25 protein-coding genes, 2 tRNA genes and 1 other RNA gene are annotated in these 26,569 nt (G+C 54.5%); 12 read left to right on the top strand and 16 right to left on the bottom strand.

Going from position 1 to position 26,569, the window contains the following annotated elements; translation table 11 throughout:
* Positions 1–17: 17 nt before the first annotated feature.
* The 4 genes from ACNQ0T_RS08010 to csgB all read right to left on the bottom strand — a co-directional run bounded on the left by ACNQ0T_RS08010 (position 18) and on the right by csgB (position 1,831).
* Positions 18–338 carry a type 1 fimbrial protein gene (locus tag ACNQ0T_RS08010; RefSeq protein ID WP_045307928.1) on the bottom strand — a complete coding sequence of 107 codons (321 nt, stop codon included), beginning with the start codon at positions 336–338 and terminating at the stop codon, positions 18–20.
* A gap of 153 nt (positions 339–491) precedes the next feature.
* Positions 492–824 carry a curli assembly chaperone CsgC gene (gene csgC / locus ACNQ0T_RS08005; protein WP_023299776.1) on the bottom strand — a complete coding sequence of 111 codons (333 nt, stop codon included), beginning with the start codon at positions 822–824 and terminating at the stop codon, positions 492–494.
* Positions 825–880: 56 nt separating this feature from the next.
* Entirely contained in the window at positions 881–1,336 is a 456-nt protein-coding gene (gene csgA / locus ACNQ0T_RS08000) for a curli major subunit CsgA (protein WP_003858043.1), read from the bottom strand.
* A gap of 39 nt (positions 1,337–1,375) precedes the next feature.
* Positions 1,376–1,831, bottom strand: coding sequence for a curli minor subunit CsgB (csgB, locus tag ACNQ0T_RS07995; RefSeq protein WP_023299774.1), 456 nt, complete (start codon positions 1,829–1,831; stop codon positions 1,376–1,378).
* 744 nt (positions 1,832–2,575) lie between these two features.
* Here csgB and csgD point away from each other — a divergent pair.
* The 4 genes from csgD to csgG are packed head-to-tail and all read left to right on the top strand — an operon-like array spanning position 2,576 to position 4,923.
* Positions 2,576–3,226 carry a biofilm master transcriptional regulator CsgD gene (gene csgD / locus ACNQ0T_RS07990; protein WP_417929860.1) on the top strand — a complete coding sequence of 217 codons (651 nt, stop codon included), beginning with the start codon at positions 2,576–2,578 and terminating at the stop codon, positions 3,224–3,226.
* A 4-nt stretch (positions 3,227–3,230) separates the two neighbouring features.
* A complete protein-coding gene (csgE, locus tag ACNQ0T_RS07985) occupies positions 3,231–3,620 on the top strand; it encodes a curli production assembly/transport protein CsgE (protein WP_003858052.1) in 390 nt (129 codons plus the stop codon).
* A gap of 26 nt (positions 3,621–3,646) precedes the next feature.
* Positions 3,647–4,063 carry a curli production assembly/transport protein CsgF gene (gene csgF, locus ACNQ0T_RS07980; RefSeq protein ID WP_003858054.1) on the top strand — a complete coding sequence of 139 codons (417 nt, stop codon included), beginning with the start codon at positions 3,647–3,649 and terminating at the stop codon, positions 4,061–4,063.
* Between the two features lie 26 nt (positions 4,064–4,089).
* Entirely contained in the window at positions 4,090–4,923 is an 834-nt protein-coding gene (gene csgG, locus ACNQ0T_RS07975; RefSeq protein WP_023299773.1) for a curli production assembly/transport protein CsgG, read from the top strand.
* Between the two features lie 43 nt (positions 4,924–4,966).
* Here the strand turns inward: csgG and ACNQ0T_RS07970 are convergent, their stop codons facing one another.
* The 4 genes from ACNQ0T_RS07970 to ghrA form a co-directional block, all read right to left on the bottom strand.
* Positions 4,967–5,449 carry a DUF1097 domain-containing protein gene (locus tag ACNQ0T_RS07970; RefSeq protein ID WP_072202167.1) on the bottom strand — a complete coding sequence of 161 codons (483 nt, stop codon included), beginning with the start codon at positions 5,447–5,449 and terminating at the stop codon, positions 4,967–4,969.
* Between the two features lie 96 nt (positions 5,450–5,545).
* Positions 5,546–6,100: a TorD/DmsD family molecular chaperone gene (locus ACNQ0T_RS07965; RefSeq protein ID WP_022647698.1), complete on the bottom strand. Its 555-nt coding sequence runs from the start codon at positions 6,098–6,100 to the stop codon at positions 5,546–5,548.
* A 19-nt stretch (positions 6,101–6,119) separates the two neighbouring features.
* Complete coding sequence (locus tag ACNQ0T_RS07960) at positions 6,120–6,857, bottom strand: phosphatase (RefSeq protein WP_022647697.1); 738 nt, start codon at positions 6,855–6,857, stop codon at positions 6,120–6,122.
* Positions 6,858–6,941: 84 nt separating this feature from the next.
* Positions 6,942–7,880: a glyoxylate/hydroxypyruvate reductase GhrA gene (gene ghrA, locus ACNQ0T_RS07955; protein WP_192970489.1), complete on the bottom strand. Its 939-nt coding sequence runs from the start codon at positions 7,878–7,880 to the stop codon at positions 6,942–6,944.
* A 229-nt stretch (positions 7,881–8,109) separates the two neighbouring features.
* On the opposite strand from ghrA, the gene ACNQ0T_RS07950 reads away from it, so the two are divergent.
* Together ACNQ0T_RS07950 and ACNQ0T_RS07945 are read left to right on the top strand one after the other, a co-directional pair.
* Positions 8,110–8,197: transfer RNA gene (locus ACNQ0T_RS07950), tRNA-Ser, on the top strand.
* Positions 8,198–8,241: 44 nt separating this feature from the next.
* Positions 8,242–8,377: non-coding RNA, RtT sRNA (locus tag ACNQ0T_RS07945), on the top strand.
* A gap of 109 nt (positions 8,378–8,486) precedes the next feature.
* Here the strand turns inward: ACNQ0T_RS07945 and ACNQ0T_RS07940 are convergent.
* Positions 8,487–9,392: a LysR family transcriptional regulator gene (locus ACNQ0T_RS07940; RefSeq protein ID WP_417929857.1), complete on the bottom strand. Its 906-nt coding sequence runs from the start codon at positions 9,390–9,392 to the stop codon at positions 8,487–8,489.
* 109 nt (positions 9,393–9,501) lie between these two features.
* Here ACNQ0T_RS07940 and ACNQ0T_RS07935 point away from each other — a divergent pair, with 109 nt between their 5' ends.
* From ACNQ0T_RS07935 to ACNQ0T_RS07925, 3 genes are all read left to right on the top strand, one after another.
* The gene (locus ACNQ0T_RS07935) at positions 9,502–10,362 is read left to right on the top strand and encodes a pirin family protein (RefSeq protein ID WP_417929856.1); all 861 of its coding nucleotides are present in this window, start codon (positions 9,502–9,504) and stop codon (positions 10,360–10,362) included.
* A 20-nt stretch (positions 10,363–10,382) separates the two neighbouring features.
* Positions 10,383–11,060, top strand: coding sequence for an isochorismatase family protein (locus ACNQ0T_RS07930; RefSeq protein ID WP_003858068.1), 678 nt, complete (start codon positions 10,383–10,385; stop codon positions 11,058–11,060).
* A 137-nt stretch (positions 11,061–11,197) separates the two neighbouring features.
* A tRNA-Ser gene (locus ACNQ0T_RS07925) sits at positions 11,198–11,285 on the top strand.
* Between the two features lie 213 nt (positions 11,286–11,498).
* On the opposite strand, the gene ACNQ0T_RS07920 is transcribed toward ACNQ0T_RS07925, so the two are convergent.
* From ACNQ0T_RS07920 to efeU, 5 genes are all read right to left on the bottom strand, one after another.
* Positions 11,499–13,004, bottom strand: coding sequence for an alanine/glycine:cation symporter family protein (locus ACNQ0T_RS07920; protein WP_022647693.1), 1,506 nt, complete (start codon positions 13,002–13,004; stop codon positions 11,499–11,501).
* A gap of 419 nt (positions 13,005–13,423) precedes the next feature.
* A complete protein-coding gene (gene phoH / locus ACNQ0T_RS07915) occupies positions 13,424–14,215 on the bottom strand; it encodes a phosphate starvation-inducible protein PhoH (RefSeq protein WP_017384762.1) in 792 nt (263 codons plus the stop codon).
* A 499-nt stretch (positions 14,216–14,714) separates the two neighbouring features.
* Positions 14,715–15,998 (bottom strand): iron uptake transporter deferrochelatase/peroxidase subunit, encoded by a 1,284-nt coding sequence (efeB, locus tag ACNQ0T_RS07910; protein ID WP_417648472.1) that lies wholly within the window; start codon positions 15,996–15,998, stop codon positions 14,715–14,717.
* Between the two features lie 3 nt (positions 15,999–16,001).
* Positions 16,002–17,129, bottom strand: coding sequence for an iron uptake system protein EfeO (efeO, locus tag ACNQ0T_RS07905; protein ID WP_417929854.1), 1,128 nt, complete (start codon positions 17,127–17,129; stop codon positions 16,002–16,004).
* Between the two features lie 41 nt (positions 17,130–17,170).
* The gene (efeU, locus tag ACNQ0T_RS07900; RefSeq protein WP_063849347.1) at positions 17,171–18,004 is read right to left on the bottom strand and encodes an iron uptake transporter permease EfeU; all 834 of its coding nucleotides are present in this window, start codon (positions 18,002–18,004) and stop codon (positions 17,171–17,173) included.
* Positions 18,005–18,255: 251 nt separating this feature from the next.
* Between efeU and ACNQ0T_RS07895 the strand changes: the two genes are divergently transcribed.
* Positions 18,256–19,440, top strand: coding sequence for a NupC/NupG family nucleoside CNT transporter (locus ACNQ0T_RS07895; protein ID WP_045307918.1), 1,185 nt, complete (start codon positions 18,256–18,258; stop codon positions 19,438–19,440).
* A gap of 82 nt (positions 19,441–19,522) precedes the next feature.
* On the opposite strand, the gene ACNQ0T_RS07890 is transcribed toward ACNQ0T_RS07895, so the two are convergent.
* Positions 19,523–19,942 (bottom strand): DUF3574 domain-containing protein, encoded by a 420-nt coding sequence (locus ACNQ0T_RS07890; protein WP_193132097.1) that lies wholly within the window; start codon positions 19,940–19,942, stop codon positions 19,523–19,525.
* Positions 19,943–20,014: 72 nt separating this feature from the next.
* Complete coding sequence (putP, locus tag ACNQ0T_RS07885; RefSeq protein WP_022647686.1) at positions 20,015–21,523, bottom strand: sodium/proline symporter PutP; 1,509 nt, start codon at positions 21,521–21,523, stop codon at positions 20,015–20,017.
* A gap of 422 nt (positions 21,524–21,945) precedes the next feature.
* Here putP and putA point away from each other — a divergent pair, with 422 nt between their 5' ends.
* Both putA and ACNQ0T_RS07875 read left to right on the top strand, forming a co-directional pair.
* Positions 21,946–25,908 (top strand): trifunctional transcriptional regulator/proline dehydrogenase/L-glutamate gamma-semialdehyde dehydrogenase, encoded by a 3,963-nt coding sequence (gene putA, locus ACNQ0T_RS07880; RefSeq protein WP_417929853.1) that lies wholly within the window; start codon positions 21,946–21,948, stop codon positions 25,906–25,908.
* Between the two features lie 100 nt (positions 25,909–26,008).
* Positions 26,009–26,401, top strand: coding sequence for a lysozyme inhibitor LprI family protein (locus ACNQ0T_RS07875; protein ID WP_063853802.1), 393 nt, complete (start codon positions 26,009–26,011; stop codon positions 26,399–26,401).
* Positions 26,402–26,569 lie beyond the last annotated feature (168 nt).

The following is a 26,569-nucleotide window of genomic DNA, read 5'->3' as shown; positions in this document are numbered from 1 at the left end:
CGCGAAAAAAACGGCGGTTAACGGTAATCCACCTGAACGACCGCAAGCGTTTTCTTTTCATTCAGGTATTTCATGGTGACAGCGGCCAGCGCTGAGTGAGGATGATGGCCCCGGAGCGCCTCGTCATAACTGATGGTATGCGTTTTCATACGGTTATTTTCCGGGCAGGAAATCGCAAACTGCCGATGCCGGGGCGTGACTTCGCACGGGTCAGCGACCACCGCGCCACGAAAATGAATCACCCCACCATTCTCTATAGTTGCTGAATAAGCCGGAGAAAAAAAAGAGGACAGGATCAGTCCCAGACCAGAAATAATACACGCTGCGGATTTGAACATTATTTGTACTCCTCAATGAAATTCGTCCTTGAGGGGTAAAAACGCTCCGTTATGACGTATCAGTTTAAGCAACCCGTTTGCTGGGTTCTTGATATCAGCATAGCTTACCTGTGCAGCGCCGCCACTTTATTAAATCATTGATTTTATGAATGATTAAAGCGTACTTGCCGGTGCGTTCCACTGCTGTGATAAATGAAGCGATTTTCCATCGGAAACGGTGACGATTATTTTTACCGCATCCCCTGAGCGAATATTTAAACTGATTCGCGTTAAATCAATCGGCTGATTAGCGGGTATAAAAAGAGTATTTTTCTGCCGCGATGTACTTTGTCCCCCCTGCCCCTGCCGGACAGATAACACCTCAACCTGACATTCGCAGGCGTCTGCCAGCGTGACCTGAGGAATAATGGTTGTCACATTTGCCTGCTGTGAAGTACTGAACGTTATCTGGCTGGCAAGCGCGGCAAGGAGAATGAAGGTGCTCATGAGATCCTCCCGAAAAAAAACAGGGCGCATGCCCTGTTTTTTGGTACAGAAATGAATCAGTACTGGTGTGCGGTCGCGTTGTTGCCGAAGCCAACCTGGTGCACAGTCACCGTTGAGCCGGACGCTGTCTGGTCTACCGCCGCGCCGTTGCCGCCGCCGAACTGTTTCACGTTGATAACAGAATCTTTGCTATTCCACTGGTCGATGGTGGCGCTGTTACCAAAGCCTTTTTGCAGCAGATCGATAGAACTGTCATCAGAGCCCTGGCCAACGTCTGCGCCGTTACCGCCACCATGCTGGGTAATGGTCAATTCAGAATCTCGGGCGTCCGTCTGCAAAGCAAGCGCGGAGTTACCGCCGCCGTACTGGTAAATGCTCAGGGTTGAGTCAGGGCCGTTATTGCCGCCACCCCAGCCACCACCGTGGCCGCCGCCAAATTGTGGTACCGCACCTGCGAAAGCACTGCCAGAAACTACGATTGCTGCAATAACTGCCACTTTGAAAAGTTTCATGGTAAACCCCCATCGGATTGATTAAGGCGTCACACATCGCTAGCGTTGAATAACGCGAATAGCCATCTGCGACTGTCTCTGTACTACAACTGCTGTTTTCTGCGTACCATACTGCGTTATATTCGCCCTGTTACCCGAGCCTTTCTGGATAATCATGGCGGTGTTGCCAAAAGCGCCCTGCTTAATACTCGCATCGTTGCCGTTGCCGGTCTGATCGATATAAGCAAGGTTATACGTCCCTGACTGATCAACATTCGCGCGGTTATTCCCGCCCTCCTGGGAAATAACGGACAGCAATTTAGAACCGCCCTGGCGTACATCAGCATTATTTCCTGAACCCTGTTGACCAATAATGGCTGCCTGATTGTATGAAGCTTTACTTAATTCATTTATCGCAAAATTATATTCAGAACTGGCTAAATCTGAATCACCTGCGATTACAAACCCAGGCGCACCCAGTAATGTAAACATCATAAACAACGTTTTGTTTTTCATGCTGTCACCCTGGACCTGGCTATAAAAAAGGTATTCCTTACTCCGTTAACGCGATTCGTTTTGTTAACGCCGCGTTACGGAAAAGAGTATGTCTGCCGAAACATGTTTAATATCTCACCCGTGCGCCTTATTTTTATATTCCCCTTCACCTCAAAGTCGTAAATCTCGCCTGAAACGACGGGATACTCGCCTAAAGCAGAAACCAAAAATGTCTTCCTGCGCTTGTACAACAGCGAGACAGGCTGTCCAACCTGTACCGGCTTCTTCAGACAAAAACGACAATGCCCTTTGTCACGCGCGTGACACGAAGCAAGTTTTCTTAAGAAAAAATTCCGGCTTAGGGAAGTCTTATGTTTTTAGCAGGGTTCATACTTTTTACCGGCTGGTTTACAATAATAAAAAACCAGATAATACAACTCATTATAATATACCGTATGGTTTTTAAAATCTGTGCACGTTTATACACCTGTACAACTTTCCCCTTATCTTAAAATCTATTAACCCTGCAAAATACACAAATAAATATTGAATTTTACATTTTGTTACAGGATTAACACTTGCTTTAAAGTTTGCAATAGCTAGATTGAAAACAGCAGTACGTTATTTGTTTTTAATTTTACCGCCTCCTTTGGAGGAAGGTTTTTTAACTACACACAGCAGTGCCACACCTGTCAGTACTTCTGGTGCCCTTTTCAATAAAACGAGGGCAACTGCCGGGTGTCATAAATAACGTGGGGTTTCATCATGTTTAATGAAGTCCATAGCTTACCCGGTCATACATTATTGTTGATCACAAAACCTTCCTTACAAGCGACAGCGTTATTGCAGCATTTAAAACAATGCCTGTCACTTAACGGGAAACTTCATAACATTCAACGTTCTTTTGATGATATCGCTCCTAGCAGCATCATTCTTCTCGATATGATGGAAGCGGATAAAAAACTGATCCATTACTGGCAAGATAATTTAAGCAGGAAAAACAATAATATCCGCGTGTTGTTATTGAATACGCCTGATGAGTATCCTTTCCGCGAAATTGAGAGCTGGCCGCATATTAACGGCGTGTTTTACGTTACAGAAGAAGAAAACCGTGTCGTGGAGGGTTTGCAGGGCATATTGCGGGGGGAGTGTTATTTCTCGCAAAAACTGGCCAGCTACCTCATTACCCACTCCGGAAATTATCGCTATAACAGTTCGGAATCGGCCCTTCTGACGCACCGTGAGAAAGAGATCCTGAACAAACTGCGTATTGGTGCTTCAAATATTGAAATCGCCCGTTCGTTATTTATCAGCGAAAATACGGTTAAGACGCATCTTTATAATCTTTTCAAAAAGATAGCTGTTAAAAATCGCACGCAGGCGGTGTCGTGGGCAAACGATAACCTCAGGCGTTAATAGCATGAAACGCACCCTAAGTTGGATTGCCGCCGCAGGCATTATGCTTGCTGCCGGAAACCTTCAGGCTGTTGAGGTGGAAGTTCCTGGACTGTTGACCGACCACACCGTCACCTCTGTCGGACACGATTTTTATCGTGCCTTCAGCGATAAGTGGGAAAGCGATTATCCGGGTAATTTAACCATCAACGAACGGCCCAGTGCGCGGTGGGGAAGCTGGATCACAATAACCGCTAATCAGGACGTTATTTACCAGACTTTTTTATTCCCAACGAAAAGAGACTTCGATCAGAACGTCGCTTTCGCACTGGCACAAACAGAAGAAGCTATTAACCGCCTACAGTTAGATAAAGCCCTTTTGAGCACAGGCGATTTAGCAAAAGATGAGTTCTAGCAACGACACCTATTTCGGAGGCTGTAATGCGTCTCGCACACACAGTGATTTCGTTAATGCTCATTGCGCCGTTGAGTTGGGCCGGAAATATGACATTCCAGTTCCGCAACCCTAATTTTGGCGGCAACCCGAATAACGGAGCCTTTATGCTTAACCAGGCGCAGGCTCAAAATTCCTATAAAGACCCCAGCTATGACGATGATTTCGGTATCGAGACCCCGTCAGCTCTGGATAATTTTACTCAGGCCATCCAGTCGCAAATATTAGGTGGCTTATTAACCAACATTAATACCGGAAAACCCGGCCGGATGGTCACTAATGACTTTATCGTCGATATTGCCAATAAAGACGGGCAGCTTCAGTTAAATGTGACAGACCGAAAAACCGGTAAGACGTCGACAATCCAGGTTTCCGGTTTGCAGACCAGTTCAACTGATTTCTAAACAACCCCGAAATAAGGACAATTATTATGCAGCGCTTTTTTATTTTAGTTGCAGTGTGCTTATTAAGCGGTTGTTTAACTGCCCCGCCAAAAGAAGCCGCTAAACCCACCCTAATGCCCCGTGCCCAGAGCTATCGGGATCTGACGCATCTGCCGGGCCCTACCGGGAAGATATTCGTCTCGGTCTATAACATTCAGGATGAGACGGGCCAGTTCAAACCGTATCCGGCCAGTAACTTCTCCACGGCCGTACCGCAGAGCGCCACCGCGATGCTGGTTACCGCCCTGAAAGATTCGCGCTGGTTTATCCCGCTGGAACGCCAGGGGCTGCAAAACCTGCTTAACGAACGAAAAATCATTCGTGCTGCACAGGAGAATGGTACCGTTGGCGTCAATAACCGCATGCCGCTACAGTCTCTCACCGCAGCCAATATCATGGTGGAAGGCTCGATTATCGGCTACGAAAGTAACGTGAAATCGGGCGGCGCGGGTGCCCGTTACTTTGGTATCGGGGCCGACACGCAGTATCAGCTGGATCAGATTGCCGTCAACCTGCGCGTGGTTAACGTGAGCACGGGTGAAATTTTATCCTCCGTGACCACCAGCAAAACGATTCTCTCATATGAAGTGCAGGCGGGGGTATTCCGCTTTATCGACTACCAGCGTTTGCTGGAGGCTGAAATTGGCTATACCTCTAACGAGCCGGTCATGCTGTGTCTGATGTCGGCCATCGAAACCGGGGTGATTTTCCTGATTAATGACGGCATCGATCGCGGCTTGTGGGATCTTCAGAATAAAAGTGACGTGAGTAATGCGGTGCTGGTGAAATACCGTGAGATGTCGGTTCCGCCGGAGTCATGATTGGCGGCGTATAAAAAGGCGAGATTTTCGTCTCGCCTTTTTTTTATTTACTTACCACAGGAACGTTCTGGCTCTTCTCGCGTCGGGCTGCAAGCCAGAGACCGCTGTTCTTCATAGCGTAGCCAAACAGTAATCCCAGCATGAGCGAAGGGACCACCAGCTTCCAGTCCCCCTGGCCTGCAAAGGTCGCGCAGGCACCCATGAACGTGCCGGGCACAAAGGACAACAGCAGATGTTTTGCCTGAACGCACATCAGGAAAGCCACAATACCAGTCATGACGTACCCCAGGATTTCCACATGCGGCGCCAGCGCGCTGCCCTTCATAATGATCAGCGCCCAGACCACGCCACTCAGTAACGTGCTGCCTGAAATAAAGAGCCCTTTAAAACCACCCTGCGGACAGGCGAAATAGGCCGTGCAGCCAAGAAAACCGGCCCAGCTCAACAAACCGAGAGATACCGCCACCCAACCCCAGAGGCCGGAGAGGATGCCAGTCGTTATTGCAATACAAAGTAATATGTTCATGGTGCGCATCTTAGCAGATGCGCACCCAAGAAATGAGATCAGAAGCACGTTACGTGCAAGTTGAAATGTATCGTTGCAGGATTTTTGTGATTAAAATCACTCTTCACTCTCTTCTTCCAGCTCATCCCACATGGCAGCGATAGCGTCACGCGTCAGCGGAGCCAGCGTTCTCCAGAACGGAGAGGTGGCGTGGGCTTCAACTTTACCCAGGAAGGTTCCGACCCACGGCAGCAGATACGTTTCGAACAGGGTTTCAATCGCCTCATTCTCATCATCACCTGCTTTATCTTCAATCCATGAGGCCGCCAGCAACAGGGTACCGATATGATCGGCAGGCATATCCGTCAGCGGCATGCCGCGTTCTGAAAGAAACGCCCGAACTTCCGCTTCGGTCGCACCTTCCTGCCAGGCAGAACGATACGGCGACACGCGACACTCTTCCCCCACGAACAGCGCGTTGTAATCCGTTGAAATCTGCTGCATATCGCAACTTTTTTGCAAGCGTTCCAGCAACTCATCCTGTTCCAGCGGCCAGCTCTGCGCCAGTTTACCTTCACGAATCAGGGTAAACAGCGGAACCAGCAGCGGATCCTGCGGCTGGCGGTAATATAAGGTGCCCAGCACGCGGCAAAGGATGGAAAACTCATTCATGTTTTTATTCCGTTATTAATTAAAGATCGGCAAATTCATCAATCGGCGCCATGCCGCGCGACTCAAGGAAGTCGAGCATACGACGCGGCGTGACGTTCAGGATCTGTTCTTCCGGGAAATTCACGTCCCGCAATATTTTCAGGCACTCGCTAAAATCACCCAGCGTGAAGGCCGTGTGTGAATCAGAGCCCAGCGCCACCATTCCGCCCGCGTCACGCACGGCCGCCGCAACGTCGCGGCAGTTGGCCTCACTGCCCTTACGCGAATGCACGAACGAGGAGTTGTTGATCTCCAGCGCCACGCGGTGCTTCGCTGCGGCCTGTGCCACGGCCTGAATATCGATCGGGTATTTCGGATTTCCCGGGTGGCTGATAATGTGCACATTGCCGCTGGCAATGGTGGCAATCATCGCCGCGGTGTTGGTCTCTTTATCCTGGGGCGCAAAGACCGGCTCGTGGAAGCCGGCGAGGATCAGATCTAACGAGGTCAGCATCGGGCCGGTGCAGTCAATTTCACCGTCGGTATTTTTGATGTTCGCTTCGATGCCTCGCAGTATCCCGATACCGTCAACCAGACGTGGCCAGATACGCATATTCACAAAATGCCAGTAGTGCGGCGCATCCGCCATATCCGGACCGTGATCGGTTATCGCAAACAGCTTGATGCCTTTCAGCTTCGCCTGAGCGATATAATCATGGAGGTTACTGTAAGCGTGAGTACTGGCGACGGTGTGCATATGCAGGTCAACGGGATACATCTTTCTCTCCTCTGCGGTTTTTCCAAAGGATAGCAGTTATCAGCGGCGAATATTAGCAAAAACCCGGCGAACGCCGGGTTTCTCTCAGTAGCCTCGCTGTCTGTCGACCTGTCCGGTCACCGCGTTGCCCTTCTCTATTTCGCTGATGGTATGCGAGATATACGCCACGGCCTCCGCCGGTCGCGTCACGGCCGCAATATGGGGCGTCATCGCCACGCGTGGATGTGCCCAAAGCGGGCTGTCTGTCGGCAGCGGTTCGCGGCTATACACATCCAGCATTGCACCTTTCAGTTTACCGCTATCCAGCGCTTTCAGCAGATCGTCTTCCACAACGTGTACCCCGCGCGCCAGGTTCATTAAGTAGCTATCTTCTGCCAACTTGTTGAGGAGCGTGCCATTGATAATGCCGACCGTTTCCGCCGTATTCGGCAGCAGGTTAATGAGAACGCGTGTCCCTTTCAGGAACGCCGGGAGTTCGTCCGTTCCGGCAAAGCTCTCGACGCCCGGATAATCCTTACGGCTCCGGCTCCAGCAGCGCAGTGGGAAGCCCCACGGGGCGAGCGCTTCGGCGACTTTCGAACCCAGCACACCCGCCCCGAGGATGCCGATGGTGAAATCTTCACGCTGATAATCCGGGAGCGGTTCCCAGTGGGATTGCTGTTTAAACGCCTGATAATCGTCGAAGCGGCGGAACCAGTGCAGCACCTGGCTTACGGCGTATTCCTGCATCTGCTCCCCCATACCGGTATCTTCCAGACGAAACAGGGGAATATCTTCCGGCAGCATTTCAGGGTGAGCCTTCAGCTTACTGAGAATGGAATCCACCCCCGCACCAAGAGCAAACACCGCCTTCAAACGGCGTCCCTGAAGCATTTCGACCGGGGGATGCCAGACCAGCGCGTAGTCGGCATGTTCATTATCGCCCTGTTTCCATTCGCGAACGCGTGCGCCAGGCAATGCCGCCGTGAGCGCCTTAATCCAGTAAGCCGTATCAAAAGTGGGGTGATAGAAGATAATATCCATAGTCATTGCCTTTTAGTGCGCTGTTTTATTTTCATTTTCAACTGGCTTGTCAGCATAACAAATTTATCGCTAAACCGCGTTGCTGATAAAAGAGGCGCTTTTCGCACATTTCGAAATCAGGTTGCCTGAAGTTTGTCTAAACACGCTAAATTACTGAAAAAGTGGGTTGACGGCAGTACGGCTTTTCCTTACATTAGCGCCCGTCCCGACAACAACGGGATGACAATATGGTGAGGTGTCCGAGTGGCTGAAGGAGCACGCCTGGAAAGTGTGTATACGGCAACGTATCGGGGGTTCGAATCCCCCCCTCACCGCCATATTTGAAGAAGAGCTCGCATGAAAATGCGGGCTTTTTTTTCGCATGTTGCACGACTGCGGGGGGATGAGAACCCCCGACCGGGGTTCGACAACTGGCGCAGCCAGTTGGACAGACTGTGAGCGTAGCGAACAGGCTGCCCGCAGGGCGAGCGAAGCGAGTCAATCCCCCCTCACCGCCATATTTTAAGAAGAGCTCGCATGAAAATGCGGGCTTTTTTCTTTTATATTCTATTCGCTCCCTGCGCTCTTTATGTCGGGTGGCGCTACGCTTACCCGACCTACGAAAAGCTAGTCCTCAACCATCTTTGCATACTCTTCGGTTAGAAAATCCACCAGCGTCCTGACCGATGGCAGCAGGCCGCGCCGGGAAGGATACACCGCATGGTTCACTTCCCTTCTGGGTTCCCAGGCATTCAGCACCCGAACAAGCTCACCTGAAGCCAGCTGATCCTTCACCATCAAAATGGGCAACTGTACCACGCCCACGCCCGCCATCGCTGCCTCCCGCAGCGCCAGCATATCGGTAGTCACCAGGCGCGGCGTGAAGTGAATGTCTGCTTTCGCCCCCTCCGGCCCGCTCAGCTCCCACTTATGCAGGTGTTTACCAGCGCCCATACTTAAACCCGGCCATTCGCTGAGCTCAGAAGGCATCGCCGGGTTGCCCATCCGTTCAATCAGTGTCGGCCCGGCAACCAGACAGTGACCCCTGTCCGCCAGCACCCTTAATACCAAATCGCTGTCATCAAACGGGCGCGGACGAACGCGGATCGCCACATCCACCCCCTCCCCCACCAGATCGACCCGGCGGTTGGTGGCTTCAAGCTGGAGGTTGATCCCCGGATAGCGCGCCATAAACCTCGCCAGCATGGGCCCCACGTGAACGTGCAGTAGGGTTACGGGGCAAGTGATCCTGACCATACCGCGCGGCTCAGCCTGTAAAGCAGCCACCGCCTCCTCCGCAGCTTCAGCCTCCACCAGCATGGCTTTACAGTGCTGATAGAACGTCTGCCCCACTTCAGTCACCGCAAACTGCCGCGTGGTACGTTGTATCAACCGAACACCCAGGCGTTCTTCCAGCTGCGCAATCCGACGGCTCAGTTTCGACTTTGGCTGATCGAGCGCCCGCCCCGCCGCCGCAAAGCCGCCATGCTCCACCACCTTCACAAACCATACGAAATCATTGAGATCCTGCATACGCCCCCATTGTTCTATTTAAGGAACAGTGAATGTCATTTTTGCTATCTACCGGGATATTAACCTTGAATATAAGCTAATTACATCAACAGGACATCAGGAGTTAATCATGAAAAACGTAACAGGCGTGTATACCGCACCTCGTCCGCACTGGGTCGGTGATGGTTTTCCGGTTCGTTCGATGTTTTCTTACCAGACGCACGGCGAACCGCTGAGCCCGTTCCTGCTGCTTGACTACGCCGGACCACATACCTTCCCGGCGGATGGCGCAAAACGCGGCGTGGGCGAGCATCCTCATCGCGGTTTTGAAACGGTGACCATCGTCTACTCAGGCGAAGTTGAGCACCGTGATTCCACCGGCAGAGGCGGCGTTATTGGTCCAGGCGATGTGCAGTGGATGACGGCAGGCGCAGGCATTTTGCACGAGGAGTTCCACTCCAGCGCGTTCTCGCAGAAAGGCGGTGAACTGAAAATGATGCAGCTGTGGGTCAACCTGCCCGCCAAAGACAAAATGGCGACGCCTGGCTACCAGAGCATCACTCAGGCGGATATCCCGGTGGTCACCCTGCCGGATAACAGCGGAACAATGCGCGTGATTGCTGGCCGCTTTGGAGAGGTAACCGGCCCGGCGCATACCTTCTCACCGCTTAACGTATGGGATCTCGCGCTGCACCAGGGCAGCCACCTGACGCTCAATCAGCCCGAAGGCTGGAGCACGGCGCTGGTTGTTGTTGAGGGCAGCGTGACAGTGAACGGCACCACGCCTGCGGGTGAGGCGCAGCTGGTCGTGCTGAGTCAGAGCGGCGACAAGCTGCATCTCGAAACCAGCAGCGATGCCAAAGTGTTGCTGATGGCCGGGGAGCCACTGAATGAACCCATCGTGGGCTATGGCCCGTTTGTGATGAACAGTAAAACTGAAATCGCCGAAGCTATTCGCGATTTCAACTCCGGCCGCTTTGGCCAAATCTAAACGTAATAAAGGAGCGCATTATGTCTACCCCTGCAAACTTCAACGGTGCACGTCCCGTTATTGACGTCAATGATGCCGTTATGCTGCTTATCGATCACCAGAGCGGATTGTTCCAGACTGTTGGAGACATGCCAATGCCTGAGCTGCGCGCTCGTGCAGCAGCGCTGGCAAAGATCGCCTCGCTGGCGAAGATCCCGGTGATCACCACGGCGTCGGTTCCACAGGGACCGAACGGCCCGCTTATCCCGGAGATCCACGCCAATGCGCCGCACGCACAGTATGTGGCACGCAAGGGTGAGATCAACGCCTGGGATAATCCGGAGTTCGTGGCGGCGGTGAAAGCCACCGGACGCAAAACGCTGATTATCGCGGGGACGATTACCAGCGTTTGCATGGCCTTCCCGTCCATCAGCGCGGTGGCGGACGGATATAAAGTGTTTGCGGTGATTGATGCCTCCGGCACCTACAGCAAAATGGCGCAAGAGATCACCCTGGCGCGCGTGGTGCAGGCAGGCGTGGTACCGATGGACACAGCGGCAGTGGCCTCAGAGATCCAGCGCACGTGGAACCGTGAAGATGCGGGAGAATGGGCAGAGGTGTACACACACATCTTCCCTGCCTACCAGCTGCTGATCGAAAGTTACAGCAAAGCGCAGGACGTCGTGAAAAACAGCGAAGTGCTCGATTCGCAGCGTTGATCCTGCGCGGTGCGCCATAAGCTGATTAAGGCTTAACCGAACAGGCACGAATGGAGAAAATCTGCTTGACCGCTTTCGCGCAACTCCCTATAGTAGCGCCCCGTTGCCCCCCAAGCGGTCAGGCAGCAAAACAATATGGTGAGGTGTCCGAGTGGCTGAAGGAGCACGCCTGGAAAGTGTGTATACGGCAACGTATCGGGGGTTCGAATCCCCCCCTCACCGCCATATTTTAAGAAGAGCTCGCATGAAAATGCGGGCTTTTTTTTCGCATGTTGCACGTCTGCGGGGGGATGAGAACCCCCGACCGGGGTTCGACAACTGGCGCAGCCAGTTGGACAGACTGAGAGCGAAGCGAGTCAATCCCCGCCGGTGCGGGTGATACCGCCTCACCCATAAAAAAAGCCCGCGCATAAGCACGGGCCCGTTTTAAACTATTCCTCAGTTATTCAACTTCCCCGCCGGCTGCTTTCCTTCAGGAGAAGAAACCTGCCCCGGCAATCCCCCCTCTTCATCTCTGCGCTCCCCCAGCCAGTAATCCGCATTTTTAATCCCAAGCCGAACCGGATCAAACTGTGGATCAATTCCCTGCGCATTCTGGGTTTCATAATCCTTCAGGCTGGCAAAGGCTTTTTTATGCAAGAGGACAATGGCAATAATGTTGAGCCAGGCCATCAGCCCTACCCCGATATCCCCTAATCCCCATGCCAGATCCGCGGTGCGGATTGTGCCATATACCGTGGAAGCCATCAGACATAATTTAAGCAGGAATGTCAGCCACGGACGGTGAATTTTACGGTTGATGTAGGCGATATTGGTTTCAGCGATATAGTAATAGGCAATGATGGTGGTGAAGGCAAAGAAGAATAGCGCAATGGCGACAAAGTAATTACCAAAGCCCGGCATCATACTTTCCATCGCTGTCTGCACATAGCCAGGACCCGCCGCCACGCCTGCAATACCGGTATAAAGGGCTGCGCCGTCGACGCCCTGAACATTATAAAGCCCGGTGATCAACAGCATAAACCCGGTCGCGGAGCAGACAAACAGCGTGTCGATATATACGGAGAACGCCTGAACCAGCCCTTGTTTCACCGGATGACTTACGGCTGCTGCCGAGGATGCATGTGGCCCGGTGCCCTGCGCCGCCTCGTTGGAATAGACGCCGCGTTTAACGCCCCACATGATAGCCTGGCCCAGAATAGCGCCAAATCCCGCTTCAAGGCCAAAAGCACTTTTCCAGATCAGCAGGATAACAGCAGGCAGTTTTTCAATATTGATCGCGATAATAACGCAGGCAACAATAATATAGCCGAGCGCCATAAACGGAACGACCATACTGCTAAAGCTGGCGATCCTTTTTACACCACCGAAAATAATGAAGCTTAACAGTACAGCCAGTATTGCCGCCGTAACGTTTGGGTTAAGACCGAAGGCAATATCCAGGCTGGCGGCAATTGAGTTTGCCTGTACGCCCGGAAGTAATAAACCGCAGGAGAAAATGGTCACAATAGCAAATAACCATGCGTACCACTTCACCCCCAACCCTTTTTCAATATAAAAGGCAGGTCCCCCACGATATTCGCCGTTAATTTTTTCTTTATAAACCTGACCTAACGTGGATTCAACAAAAGCAGAGCTGGCGCCTAAAAATGCCACTACCCACATCCAGAAAAGCGCACCGGGGCCACCAAAGGTAATGGCGGTCGCCACACCGGCGATATTCCCTGTCCCTACGCGGCCCGCCAGCGTCATCGTCAACGCCTGAAAAGATGATACGCCGGCATCGGTAGCCCCGCCCTGAAACATCAGGGTAATCATATGTTTTATATGACGTAATTGCAGAAAACGACTACGCAGAGAGAAATAGAGACCGACACCCAGACATAAAAATATTAACGCAGGGCTCCAGATAACACCGTTAATTGCACTAACCAGTTCGTTCATGTATGACCCTCAGCGTGATGTTCCAGAGGAAACGATCCCCTGGTGTGTTTCTTCTTAGAATTTAATTTGAAGAAGTACGAAACATAGATAATTACCCAAAAGACACCAACTTAATTTTTACTGCTTAGTCATGTTCTGTGACAACATTCACGTTTAATTTTCACCTAACAATTAGCGCGATCATTATATTCACAGGTATTTTGTGGGTATTGTAAATACATATCACATTTTTTCTAACTGTATAAAAAGCGTTCGCAGCAAATTAACAGTAATATTATTATTACCGCAAAACGGTGCGTAAATGCCGTTGAATGCTATAGGAAATAAATATGATTTAAAAAAAGCCATGCGAGCAGAGGGAATAAAAGAAGCTTCCCGGCATGACGCCGGGAAGAAATGACTTAAAATGTGAAATGATCTTAGTCGGAGTACACTTCCAGCGTTCGTTGACACAGCGCTGAGCGGACGCAGTCCTCTTTTGTGAAGCGGACCACCCCTATCATCTCATCTTCCTCAAAACGTGACATGGCATCGCTCAGGCCAGACTTCACGCCCGACGGCAGGTCACACTGGGTAATATCGCCGTTGACGATAACCGTCACGTTCTCCCCGAGGCGCGTTAAAAACATCTTCATTTGCGCAGCGGTCACGTTCTGAGCCTCGTCAAGAATAACGACCGCATTTTCAAATGTACGTCCGCGCATATAGGCGAACGGCGCGATTTCCACCTTGCCAATCTCTGGTCGCAGGCAGTACTGCATAAAGGAAGCGCCCAACCGCTTCACCAGCACGTCATAGACGGGCCTGAAGTACGGGGCAAACTTCTCAGAAATATCGCCAGGCAGGAAGCCCAGATCTTCATCCGCTTGCAGTACCGGACGGGTAACGATGATCCTTTCCACGTCCTTATGAATCAGCGCCTCCGCCGCTTTGGCGGCACTGATCCAGGTTTTCCCGCATCCGGCTTCCCCGGTTGCAAAGATGAGCTGTTTACTCTCGATAGCATTCAGGTAGTGCGCCTGAGCTTCATTCCGCGCCACTATTGGCGATGCATCGCGGCTGTCCCGCGCCATGCCAATGGATTCTACGCCGCTCATCTGCACAAGCGAGGTGACCGATTCTTCTTCACGCTGTTTATGGCTACGTGAATCCCGTCTCAGCACACGTTTTGCTTCGCGACGAGCTTTGATCACTGCTTTCTGTCTTCCCATGGATAGCACCTTGAGTTGTTGGTATTCATCACACGCGCCAGCATCGGCACGATTATGCGCACGAACATCAGAGGGTTGGCTTCCTTGTAAGCCATTGCTTGCATTACCGGATGACGATACAGAACGGCTACGCGCACCGTTATGCACGTCGGTAGAAATCGTATTTAGAGGTGGAGGGGAGAATTTTGTGGTGAGGAAATCGCTGCCGGAGTCTGAGCCTCCGCGCCGGGTGCTGCGGTTGATGTGTTTACCTTGTCCAGTACAGGACGCAACCATTCGCGATCTCCATAGTGAGTCAATATCACTGCCGGGAACTACCGCTGTCTTATCTTAAGTACATCAGGAATTATCATAAATGCAACATTTATTTTACCTAGATGCAACCTTTAAGACTGCTCCTGCAGCGGAATCAGTCTCATATATGAATATTACAGAAATATAACAACAAGATAGTCATATGGAAAAATAATGTCCCCGCGAACTGTCGCAGGGACGATTATCAGGCTTCTATCAGACCCTGAGCGAGCCAGGTCTTCGCGTCACGCGCGCCGGGCAGGGCAAAGAAATAGCCGCCGCCGATGGGCTTGATGTACTCCTCCAGCGCTTCGCCGTTGAGCCGCTTCTGCACGGTGAGGAACCCTTTCTCCAGATCGTGCTGATAGCAGACAAACAGCAGTCCCATATCAAGCTGACCGGAATTGGTCACCCCCAACGAGTAGCTGTAGCCCCTGCGCATCATCAGGCTGGACTGGGTCTCTTTGGTGCGAGGATTGGCGAGACGAATATGGCTGTCCAGCGCGATGACATCTCCGTTCGGGTCGCGGGCGTAGTCGGGTTCATCGTGCTCGTGCTTCATGCCGAGCGGTGCGCCGGTTTGCTTATCGCGGCCGAAGATCGTCTGCTGCTCTTTCAGCGGCGTGCGGTCCCAGAACTCCACGTGGAACTGAATGATACGCACCGCCTGATAGCTGCCACCCACCGCCCAGGCCGGTTCGCCCTGATCCGCCGTCACCCAGACCACGTTTTTCATCAACACGGTATTGCTGCTGTCCGGGTTGGCGGTACCGTCTTTGAAGCCCAGCAGGTTGACCGGCGTCTCTTTCCCTTTACTGCGCGCGGCGTGGTCAGAGATAAAACCTTCCCGCTTCCAGCGCACGCTGAGCAGATCCGGGGTGTGCTTGATGATATCGCGCAGGGCGTGGATCACCGTATCCTGGGTATTGGCGCAGATCTGCAACAGCAGATCGCCGTGGCACAACGCCGCGTCGAGAGAGTCATTCGGGAATCGCGTCATTTTTTGCAGCGCTTTCGGCTTCTGCTTCGCCAGACCGTAGCGATCATCAAACAGCGATTCCCCCACCGACACGGTGATGGTCAGATTATCGGGAGCGATAAACGCCCCGAGGATCCCGGAATCCATCGGCGGCAGGCGCGGATTCGGTGTTTCCGGTGCCGGACCGCCCGCCGTAAGGAAGGCAATGCGCGTGGTCAACAGCCTGAACAGACGCTCAAGGTCTGCCTTTTCACTCGCCAGCGAATCGAAAGCCACCAGCATCATCGAGGCCTGCTGCGGCGTCAGGATTCCTGCCTGGTGCTCACCATAAAATGGCTGCGTTTCCATACGCGCATCCGGGGAGAGCGTCCCGGGGGCGCTTTGCGGTTTTGCCGCATGCGCCACCGGACAGCCGCCCGCCAGGGCAAACGCGCCGCCCAGCGCCCCTACCCCTTTTAACAACCGACGTCGGGAAGGTTCCGCCACGTCGTACTCATCATGCTTGTTCATCGCTTAGTCCAGACCCAGAACGCCACGCAGCAGGGAGAGATCTTCCGCCAGCGTCGTAATCGGGCCTTTCAGCGCGTTACGGTCAGCATCGGTCAGCTTGTCGTAGGTTTCGAACCCGTCTTTGGTACGGTATTTCGCCAGGATGGCGTCAACTTTCTTAAAGTTGGCATCCACTTTCGCCAGCAGTTCGCCGTTCTCTTTTTGCAGCTGGGGCCGCAGCAGATCGACAATTTTCTGTGCGCCGTCGACGTTTGCCTGGAAGTCCCACAGGTCGGTGTGGCTGTAGCGATCTTCTTCACCGCTGATTTTGCTCGCGGCCACTTCTTCAATCAGACCCGCTGCACCACCCACCACTTTCGACGGCGGGAAGGCCAGCTCGCTGATGCGTTTTTGCAGCTCCAGCACGTCGCTATTGAGCTGATCGGCGTATTTTTCCATCCCTTTGGTGGAGCTATCGCCAAACAGGGCTTTTTCCAGGCGGTGGAAGCCGGTGAATTTCGGATCGGCGGCCTTCTGCTCGTAGTCATCTTCGCGGGCGTCAATGCTGCCATCGAGGTCAGAGAACAGCTCGGCAATCGGCTCGATGCGCTCGTAGTGCTGACGTGTAGGCGCATACAGGGATTTCGCTTTTTCGATATCGCCCGCTTTCACCGCGTCGGTAAAGGCTTTGGTGCCTGCCACCAGGTCAGCCGTCTCTTTGGTGACGTAGGCTTTATAGGCGGTAATGGCGTCACCGAGGCTCAGCAGCGCGGTGCCATTGGCCGCGTCCGCCGTCGCTGCGCCTTTGACGATCAGCTTACCTTTCGGGTTAGTCAGCAGGCCGCAGGTCATGTCATATTCCCCCGGCTGAAGATTAGCGGTCATTTTCTGGCTGAAGCCAGGCGCGATATTTTCACGCTCTTCTACCACCATCACGCCTTTCAGGATCTCCCACTCCAGCGCCTTCTGGCTGTGGTTCTGAATAATAAACTGGGTTTTACCGCTGTTAACCGTGATGGTCATCGGCTCGCACTGTTTATCGTTGACGGTGACTTTTACCTGCGGAATATCTGCTGCCTGAGCGGCGAAGGCAGACGCGAACAGCGCTGCCACACCAACCTGTAACGCGCTACGACGGAATTGAATAGCCATGTCTCTTCCCTTTAAAGTATGTTGTAACTAAACAAAGCGCTTCACGGCGCAGTACGCGACGGCTGAGCGCTGGGGCGCGATGGCATGAAGAACAGCACCAGCGCCGGAATAAGATAGATAAAGTACATCGCCACCTCGCTGACGCTCGGCGTTTCCTGATAACCGAAGATACCTTCAAGGAGCGTGCCGGTCAGTGAGTGGGTGGAGAGAACGTTACTAAGATCAAACGCCACGTTCTGGAAGTGGTTCCACAGGCCCGCTTCATGGAAGGCGCGGATCGCCCCTGCCGCCAGCCCCGCGGCCACCAGCAAAATAAACAGGCTGGTCCACTTGAAGAACGCGCCCAGGTTAAGACGAATTCCGCCCCAGTAGAGCAGGAAGCCAAGCACAACCGCCGTGGCCAGCCCAAGCATCGCGCCCAGCGGCGGCCAGATGCCCACGTCCTGCTGAAAAGCCGCGAGCAGGAAGAACACTGACTCCAGGCCTTCACGCGCCACGGCGAAAAAAACCATCATGATCAGCGCCCAGCCGTGTTGGTTGCCTTTTTGCAAGGCGTTATCCACCGCCTGCTCCAGCTGTACCTTCACGTTACGGGAGACCTTGCGCATCCAGAACACCATCCAGGTGAGGATCACCACCGCTATTACGGCAACAATGCCTTCAAAAAGCTCTTGCTCTTTCTGAGGAAATTCTCCGGTGGTTTCGTTGATAAGAATACCCAGCCCCAGGCAGAGCGCCGCGGCCAGGAAGACGCCAACCCACATCACGCCGATCCAGCGTCCACGCTGGGTGCGCTTCAGATAACTGGCGATAAGGCTAACAATCAGGGCCGCTTCAAGGCCTTCACGTAACATAATGAGAAAAGGAACAAACATGCAGACACCTTAAATGTTTATCGCGGTCAACTGATGCAAAGAAAGGTAAATTCTTGTGATAGTGATTATCATTACGGCTACAAGAAAAACAAGCGAAATATGTGGAGTTTTGATGACCAGATGTAAACGCATTGCGGAATAATAATTGCCTGAGTAACCGTTGCGTTTATAAGGTATAACGAAAATGCCCATTTACGGTTAACCGGGGCTGTGGCTAAATGTCCGCCTCGAAAACCAACTGAAAATAAACCATGTTTAAAATTGTCCATTTCCTGCTGGCGCTGGTGATTATTCTTGCGCTTGCCTGGCTGGTGAGTTTCGACCGCCGAAAAATTCGCATTCGTTTCGTTTTACAGCTGATCGTGATTGAAATCGCGCTGGCATTCTTTTTTCTGCATGCAGAAAGCGGCCTGTTCATTATTAAACATGTCTCCGGTTTCTTTGAATCACTGCTTAAATTCGCTGCCGAAGGGACGAATTTTGTCTTTGGCGGGATGGGTGAAAAAGGGCTGGCGTTCATTTTCCTTGGCGTGCTCTGCCCCATTATTTTTATCTCGGCGCTGATTGGTATTCTGCAGCACTGGCGTATTCTGCCGATCTTTATTCGGGTTATCGGGACGCTGCTGTCTAAACTGAACGGCATGGGCAAGCTGGAATCCTTTAACGCGGTGAGCTCACTGATACTCGGTCAGTCTGAAAACTTCATTGCCTACAAGGGCGTGTTGGGCGATCTCTCCTCACGCCGCCTGTTTACGATGGCTGCAACGGCGATGTCGACGGTTTCGCTGTCGATTGTCGGTGCCTATATGACCATGCTCGACGCCAGATTTGTCGTCGCGGCACTGATCCTGAACATGTTCAGCACCTTTATTATCCTTTCGGTCATTAACCCGGCCCGCCCGGAAGCCGAATCCGATATCAAACTGGAAAAGCTGCATGAATCCCAGAGCTTCTTTGAAATGCTGGGCGAATATATTCTGGCCGGTTTTAAGGTGGCGATGATTATTCTGGCGATGCTGATTGGCTTTATCGCCCTTATTAGCGCCGTTAATGCCCTCTTCTCCAGCGTATTTGGCCTGAGCTTCCAGCAGATTCTGGGTTACGTGTTTTATCCGCTGGCGTGGCTTATTGGTATTCCGCTGAGCGATGCCTTAAGCGCGGGCAGTATTATGGCAACCAAACTGGTGGCGAATGAATTTGTGGCGATGATCGAGCTGCAAAAAATAGCCCACCAAATGTCACCGCGCGGGCTGGGCATTTTATCCGTATTTCTGGTGTCGTTCGCTAACTTTGCCTCCATTGGTATTGTGGCGGGGGCAATAAAAGGTCTGAACGAGCAACAGGGTAATGTGGTGTCGCGGTTTGGTTTACGCCTGGTATACGGGGCAACGCTGGTGAGTTTGCTGTCGGCGAGCTTTGCGGGGTTGGTGTTGTAAGTTTTGTGCGGTTAATGCCCGGCGGCGCTTCGCTTACACGGGCCTACGATACAACAACGGCGGGATTTCCCGCCGTTTTTTATTAAAACTGTACGCACACCGGCTGGTCGACCCGCATCACCGACTCCTGTGCGAAGCGGGATTTATAAATACCGCGTAAAGCCTCAATGTTTTTCTCGCTCTGCGCGTCTTTGCCGTGGATCAGCATCAGCGCCTTGCTCGGCTCGCGCGCCACCTTGCCGTCGTTGCCCAGCCACTGACCGCGGGCATCAAACACCGTTAAGCCATCGCGAAAGCGCGGCGTCACGTCCTGGTCGACAAACTGCTGCCATTCGTTGCCTGTAATTTGCGCCCCGGCAGGACGGTTTAAGCCGAAATAGAGCGTGGTTTGCTGCATCTGATTTTCGGCTTTGCAGGTTTCCACCGCCGCATGCTGCGCGGGTGCGTTACAGCCCGCCAGCATCACGCATGCTGCCACCATTAGCCCTGTTTTAATTCTCATTGATGAAGACTCACATAGGTGAAAGGACTATCCCCTCTCCCCACCGGGGAGAGGGTTAGGGTGAGGGGGAAATTACTCAGCCTGGAGCTTAGACGGCGGCGCTGAGTGGTAATGCGCATCCGCTTCCGCAAAGCGCTTCTGCATAGATGCAGACGGCGCTTTACCCAGCAGGCTAAACACCACAATACCGAGGCTGCCGAAGATGAAGCCCGGGATGATTTCGTACAGGCCCAGCCACGCGAACTGTTTCCAGACGATAACGGTAACCGCACCGATGATCATCCCCGCCAGCGCGCCGTTGCGGGTCATGCGTGACCACAGAACGGAGAACAGCACCACCGGACCAAATGCGGCGCCAAAGCCCGCCCACGCGTAGCTCACCAGCCCCAGCACGCGGTTTTCCGGGTTAGCCGCCAGCGCAATCGCCACCAGCGCCACCAGCAGCACCATAAAACGCCCTACCCACACTAACTCTTTCTGGCTCGCGCCCTTACGCAGGAACGCTTTGTAGAGGTCTTCGGTGATGGCACTGGAGCACACCAGCAGCTGACAGCTCAGGGTGGACATGACTGCCGCCAGGATCGCGGAGAGCAGGATACCGGCAATCCACGGGTTGAACAGGATCTGCGCCAGCTCGATGAACACGCGCTCGGCGTTCTGGTTCACCGCGCCCGCCTGCGCCGGGTTGTTGTTGAAGTAGGCGATACCGAAGAAACCGACCGCGCACGCCCCCGCCAGACACAGGATCATCCACGTCATGCTGATGCGACGCGCGTGAACGATGGTGTGGTGAGAATCCGCCGCCATAAAGCGCGCCAGAATGTGCGGCTGACCGAAGTAGCCCAGGCCCCATCCCATCAGGGAGACGATGGCCACGAAGTTCAGCCCTTTCAGCATATCGACGTTTTCGATGCTCTTCTGCTTGATCACTTCCAGCGATTCGCCAAAGCCGCCGACGGTAAAAATCACAATTATCGGGGTCAGGATCAGGGCGAAAATCATCAGACTCGCCTGCACGGTATCGGTCCAGCTTACCGCCAGGAATCCGCCCACGAAGGTATAGAGGATGGTCGCGGCCGCACCGGCCCACAGCGCCGTTTCATAGCTCATGCCGAAGGTGCTTTCGAACAGGCGCGCGCCCGCCACAATGCCGGAGGCACAGTAGATGGTGAAGAACAGCAGGATCACCACCGCAGAGATAATACGCAATATGCGGCTGTTATCTTCAAAGCGTCCGGTGAAGTAATCCGGCAGCGTCAGGGCGTTGTTGTTGGCTTCGGTATGCACACGCAGACGGCCTGCTACCAGCTTCCAGTTAATCCACGCGCCAACGGTCAGGCCGATGGCGATCCAGCTTTCGGAGATACCGGAGATGAAAATCGCGCCCGGCAGCCCCATCAGCAGCCAGCCACTCATGTCGGAAGCGCCCGCTGAGAGCGCGGTGACCATCGGGCCTAAGCTGCGCCCGCCGAGGATGTAGTCGTCAAAGTTTTTAGTGGAACGCCATGCCAAAAACCCTATCAGGATCATGCCAAAAATATAAACGAGAAATGTCACCAGCATCGGTGTGCTAATAGCCATTCAAATTCTCCAAAATGTCGAGCGACAACCGTCCGGGTTGCCTTGTTATGTCATCACCGGAACGTAGTGATGTGTGTATGTGTTTCCGTTGGGCGCGCTATCCTGCCGTATACGCATCCCACTGACAAACGATTTAACACTGCATTTACATGAATTTCATCCCTGGCTTTATACGTCTTTCCTATAGGTTGCACTCGCTCACGCTTTTATGGGTTGCACCTTTAAAAAGTGTTAAGCACCGCATAAAAACTGGGCTCAGAAACCGCCGTGCGTTCTTTTTCACAGCTAACTAATCGTTAACAATCCATTCATTTTCCAGCTTGCAGACCAGGTCACATTTAACACGGTTGCACAAAGTTGCAACATGGTGGATATTTCACGCTATCAACAGAACGCTATTACAGAACAACAGGAGTTTTGGCATGGGGATGACCACCATGGGGGTTAAGCTGGATGACGCTACCCGCGAACGGATTAAAACCGCTGCGACCCGTATCGACCGCACGCCGCACTGGTTAATCAAGCAGGCGATTTTTAACTATCTGGAAAGACTGGAGAGTGAAGAAGGTCTGCCGGAGCTGCCTGCCCTGCTGGCGGGCGCTGCGAACGAAGGCGAAGAGGCCGCGACGGCCGCTGATGAGAACCACCAGCCGTTCCTGGAATTTGCCGAGCAGATCCTGCCGCAGTCCGTCAGCCGCGCCGCCATTACCGGCGCCTATCGCCGTGCCGAAACCGACGCCGTGCCGATGCTGCTGGAGCAGGCGCGCCTGCCGGAAGCCGTTGCCGCTCAGGCGCACAGCCTGGCGTATCAGCTCGCCGACAAGCTGCGTAATCAGAAAACCGCCAGCGGACGCGCCGGTATGGTGCAGGGTCTGTTGCAGGAGTTCTCCCTCTCCTCGCAGGAAGGCGTGGCGCTGATGTGTCTGGCGGAAGCGCTGCTGCGTATCCCAGATAAAGCCACCCGCGATGCACTGATCCGCGACAAAATCAGCAACGGCAACTGGCACTCCCACATTGGCCGCAGCCCGTCCCTGTTTGTGAACGCCGCCACCTGGGGCCTGCTGTTTACCGGCAAGCTGGTCTCCACCCATAACGAAGCCAACCTGTCGCGCTCCCTGAACCGTATTATCGGCAAGAGCGGCGAGCCGCTGATCCGCAAGGGCGTGGACATGGCGATGCGCCTGATGGGCGAGCAGTTCGTCACCGGGGAAACCATTGCCGAAGCGCTGGCGAACGCCCGTAAGCTGGAAGACAAAGGCTTCCGCTACTCCTACGACATGCTGGGTGAAGCGGCGCTGACCGCCGCCGACGCGCAGGCCTACATGGTCTCTTACCAGCAGGCGATCCACGCCATCGGTAAAGCGTCCAACGGTCGCGGTATTTATGAAGGGCCAGGCATCTCTATCAAGCTTTCCGCCCTGCACCCGCGCTACAGCCGCGCGCAGTACGACCGGGTGATGGAAGAACTCTATCCGCGCCTGAAGTCCCTGACCCTGCTGGCGCGCCAGTATGACATCGGCATCAACATCGACGCCGAAGAGGCGGATCGTCTGGAGATCTCCCTCGATCTGCTGGAAAAACTGTGCTTCGAGCCGGAGCTGGCGGGCTGGAACGGGATTGGTTTCGTTATCCAGGCCTACCAGAAACGCTGCCCGTTCGTCATTGACTACCTGATCGACCTGGCCAGCCGTAGCCGTCGCCGCCTGATGATCCGTCTGGTGAAGGGTGCCTACTGGGACAGCGAAATCAAACGCGCCCAAATGGAAGGACTGGAAGGCTATCCGGTCTATACCCGCAAGGTCTACACCGACGTCTCTTACCTCGCCTGCGCGAAAAAACTGCTCGGCGTGCCGAACCTGATTTATCCGCAGTTCGCCACCCACAACGCCCACACCCTGGCGGCGATCTACAGCCTTGCGGGTCAGAACTACTATCCGGGCCAGTACGAGTTCCAGTGTCTGCATGGCATGGGTGAACCGCTGTACGAACAGGTGACCGGTAAAGTGGCCGACGGCAAGCTGAACCGTCCGTGCCGTATTTATGCCCCGGTAGGTACTCACGAAACCCTGCTGGCCTACCTGGTGCGTCGTCTGCTGGAGAACGGGGCGAACACCTCCTTCGTTAACCGCATCGCCGATACCACCCTGCCGCTGGACGAACTGGTGGCCGATCCGGTACAGGCCGTAGAGAAGATGGCGGCACAGGAAGGCCAGATTGGTCTGCCGCATCCGAAGATTGCCCTGCCGCGCGAGCTGTATGGTGCAGGTCGCGTCAACTCGGCGGGTCTGGATCTCGCCAACGAACACCGTCTGGCGTCGCTCTCTTCTGCCCTGCTTAACAGCGCATTGCAGAAGTGGCAGGCCAAACCGATCCTTGAGCAGTCCGTTGAAGACGGTGAAATGCAGCCGGTGATCAACCCGGCAGAGCCGAAGGATATCGTCGGCTACGTGCGCGAAGCCACAGAAGCGGAAGTGGATCAGGCTTTGGAGAGCGCGGTGAACAACGCGCCAATCTGGTTTGCCACCCCGCCGCAGGAGCGTGCCGCCATTCTGGAACGCGCGGCGGTGCTGATGGAAGATCAGATGCAGCAGCTTATCGGCATTCTGGTGCGTGAAGCGGGTAAAACCTTCAGCAACGCCATCGCCGAAGTGCGTGAGGCGGTCGACTTCCTGCACTACTACGCCGGTCAGGTGCGTGATGATTTCGACAACGAAACGCACCGTCCGCTCGGCCCGGTGGTCTGTATCAGCCCGTGGAACTTCCCGCTGGCAATCTTCACCGGCCAGATTGCCGCGGCCCTTGCCGCAGGCAACAGCGTGCTGGCAAAACCGGCAGAGCAGACTCCGCTGATTGCCGCTCAGGGCATCAACATTCTGCTGGAAGCGGGCGTACCGGCGGGCGTGGTGCAGCTGTTGCCGGGGCGCGGTGAAACGGTGGGTGCCAAACTGACCTCCGATAACCGCGTGCGCGGCGTGATGTTTACCGGTTCGACCGAAGTAGCCTCCCTGCTGCAACGCAACATCGCCACCCGTCTGGATGCGCAGGGCCGTCCAACGCCGCTGATCGCTGAAACCGGCGGCATGAACGCCATGATCGTGGACTCCTCCGCGCTCACTGAGCAGGTCGTCGTTGACGTGCTGGCCTCTGCCTTCGACAGCGCGGGTCAACGCTGTTCCGCCCTGCGCGTGCTGTGCTTACAGGATGACGTGGCTGACCACACGCTGAAGATGCTGCGCGGTGCGATGGCGGAATGCCGCATGGGCAACCCGGGCCGTCTCACCACCGATATCGGGCCGGTGATCGACGCGGAAGCCAAAGCCAACATCGAAAACCACATTCAGACCATGCGTGCCAAAGGCCGTCCGGTGTTCCAGGCGGTGCGTGAGAACAGCGAAGATGCCCGCGAGTGGCAGACCGGCACCTTCGTGCCGCCAACGCTGATTGAGCTGGCAAGCTTCGACGAGCTGAAAAAAGAGGTCTTCGGCCCGGTACTGCACGTTGTGCGCTACAACCGTAACAACCTCAACGAGCTGATCGATCAGATCAATGCCTCGGGTTACGGCCTGACGCTCGGCGTGCATACCCGTATCGACGAAACCATTGCCCAGGTGACCGGCAATGCTAAAGTCGGCAACCTGTACGTCAACCGTAATATGGTCGGCGCAGTCGTGGGCGTGCAGCCGTTCGGCGGTGAAGGCCTCTCCGGCACCGGTCCGAAAGCGGGTGGCCCGCTCTACCTGTACCGTCTGCTGGCTAACCGTCCGGAGAACGCCCTGGGCGTGACCCTGGCGCGTCAGGACGCACACTATCCGGTGGATACGCAGGTGAAAACCGTGCTGACCCAGCCGCTGGAGGCGCTGATCGCCTGGGCGGAAAAACGTCCTGAACTGCGTGCCGTCGCCCGGCAGTACGGCGAACTGGCACAGGCGGGAACACAGCGTCTGCTGCCGGGTCCAACCGGTGAGCGCAACACCTGGACGCTGATGCCGCGCGAGCGTGTGCTGTGCATGGCGGATGACGAGCAGGATGCGCTGGTGCAGCTGGCAGCCGCTACAGCAACGGGCTGTGAGGTGCTGTGGCCGGAAGATGCGCTGCATCGCGACCTCGCCAAACAGTTGCCAAAAGCGGTCTCGGCTCGCATTCGCTTTGCGAAGGCCGATGCCCTGCTGACCCAGCCGTTTGACGCGGTGATCTACCACGGTGATTCCGACCAGCTGCGCGAACTGTGTGAGCAGGTTGCGGCCCGCAGCGGTGCCATCGTTTCCGTGCAGGGCTTTGCGCGCGGGGAAACCAACCTGCTGCTGGAGCGTCTGTACGTGGAGCGCTCGCTCAGCGTCAACACCGCGGCGGCAGGCGGTAACGCCAGCCTGATGACAATCGGTTAATCGTGTAAACTTTCCCCGGTGACGCTACGCTTACCGGGGCTACAAAATAGCCCAGGCCGGATAAGCACAGCGTATCCGGCTTTTTTACATGGAGGGGATGATGAAAAGAGTATTTCTCGCAGGTGCAGCCCTGCTCATGAGCGCCAGCGCGCTGGCCGACGAGTGCGATAACGCGACCACCCAGCTTGAACTGAACACCTGTAGCGCGCAGCAGTACCAGGCCGCCGATAAAAAGCTCAACGAGACCTATCAGGCCGCCATCAAACGTGCGGCTGCACCTCAGCGCGATCTGCTGAAAAAGGCGCAGCAGGCGTGGATCAGCCTGCGCGACGCGGACTGTGCGTTTATCGGTTCGGGTACGGAAGGCGGGAGCGTTCAGCCAATGATTGTGAACCAGTGTCTGGCGGAAAAAACCGTGGAGCGCGAAGCGTTTCTGGCCACGCTGATGCAGTGTGAAGAGGGCGACTTAAGCTGTCCCCTCCCGCCGGGCTGACGCGGCACTGAGCAATCCCCTCGCCCCTCCGGGGAGAGGGTTAGGGTGAGGGGAACATACGGCGGTGGCGGTCATTCCGTTCACTTTATGTTCCTTGCTACTCTGTAACGACATGACCGGTGAACGTGCCAGGGTGGCTCAGTCGCCACCACCCTGGCGACCCGGGCT

Source organism: Enterobacter cloacae complex sp.6700776 (assembly GCF_048284255.1).
Taxonomy (GTDB): domain Bacteria; phylum Pseudomonadota; class Gammaproteobacteria; order Enterobacterales; family Enterobacteriaceae; genus Enterobacter; species Enterobacter intestinihominis.
The sequence above is the reverse complement of the archived record's forward strand: the minus strand, read 5'-3'. Positions and strand labels throughout refer to the sequence as shown.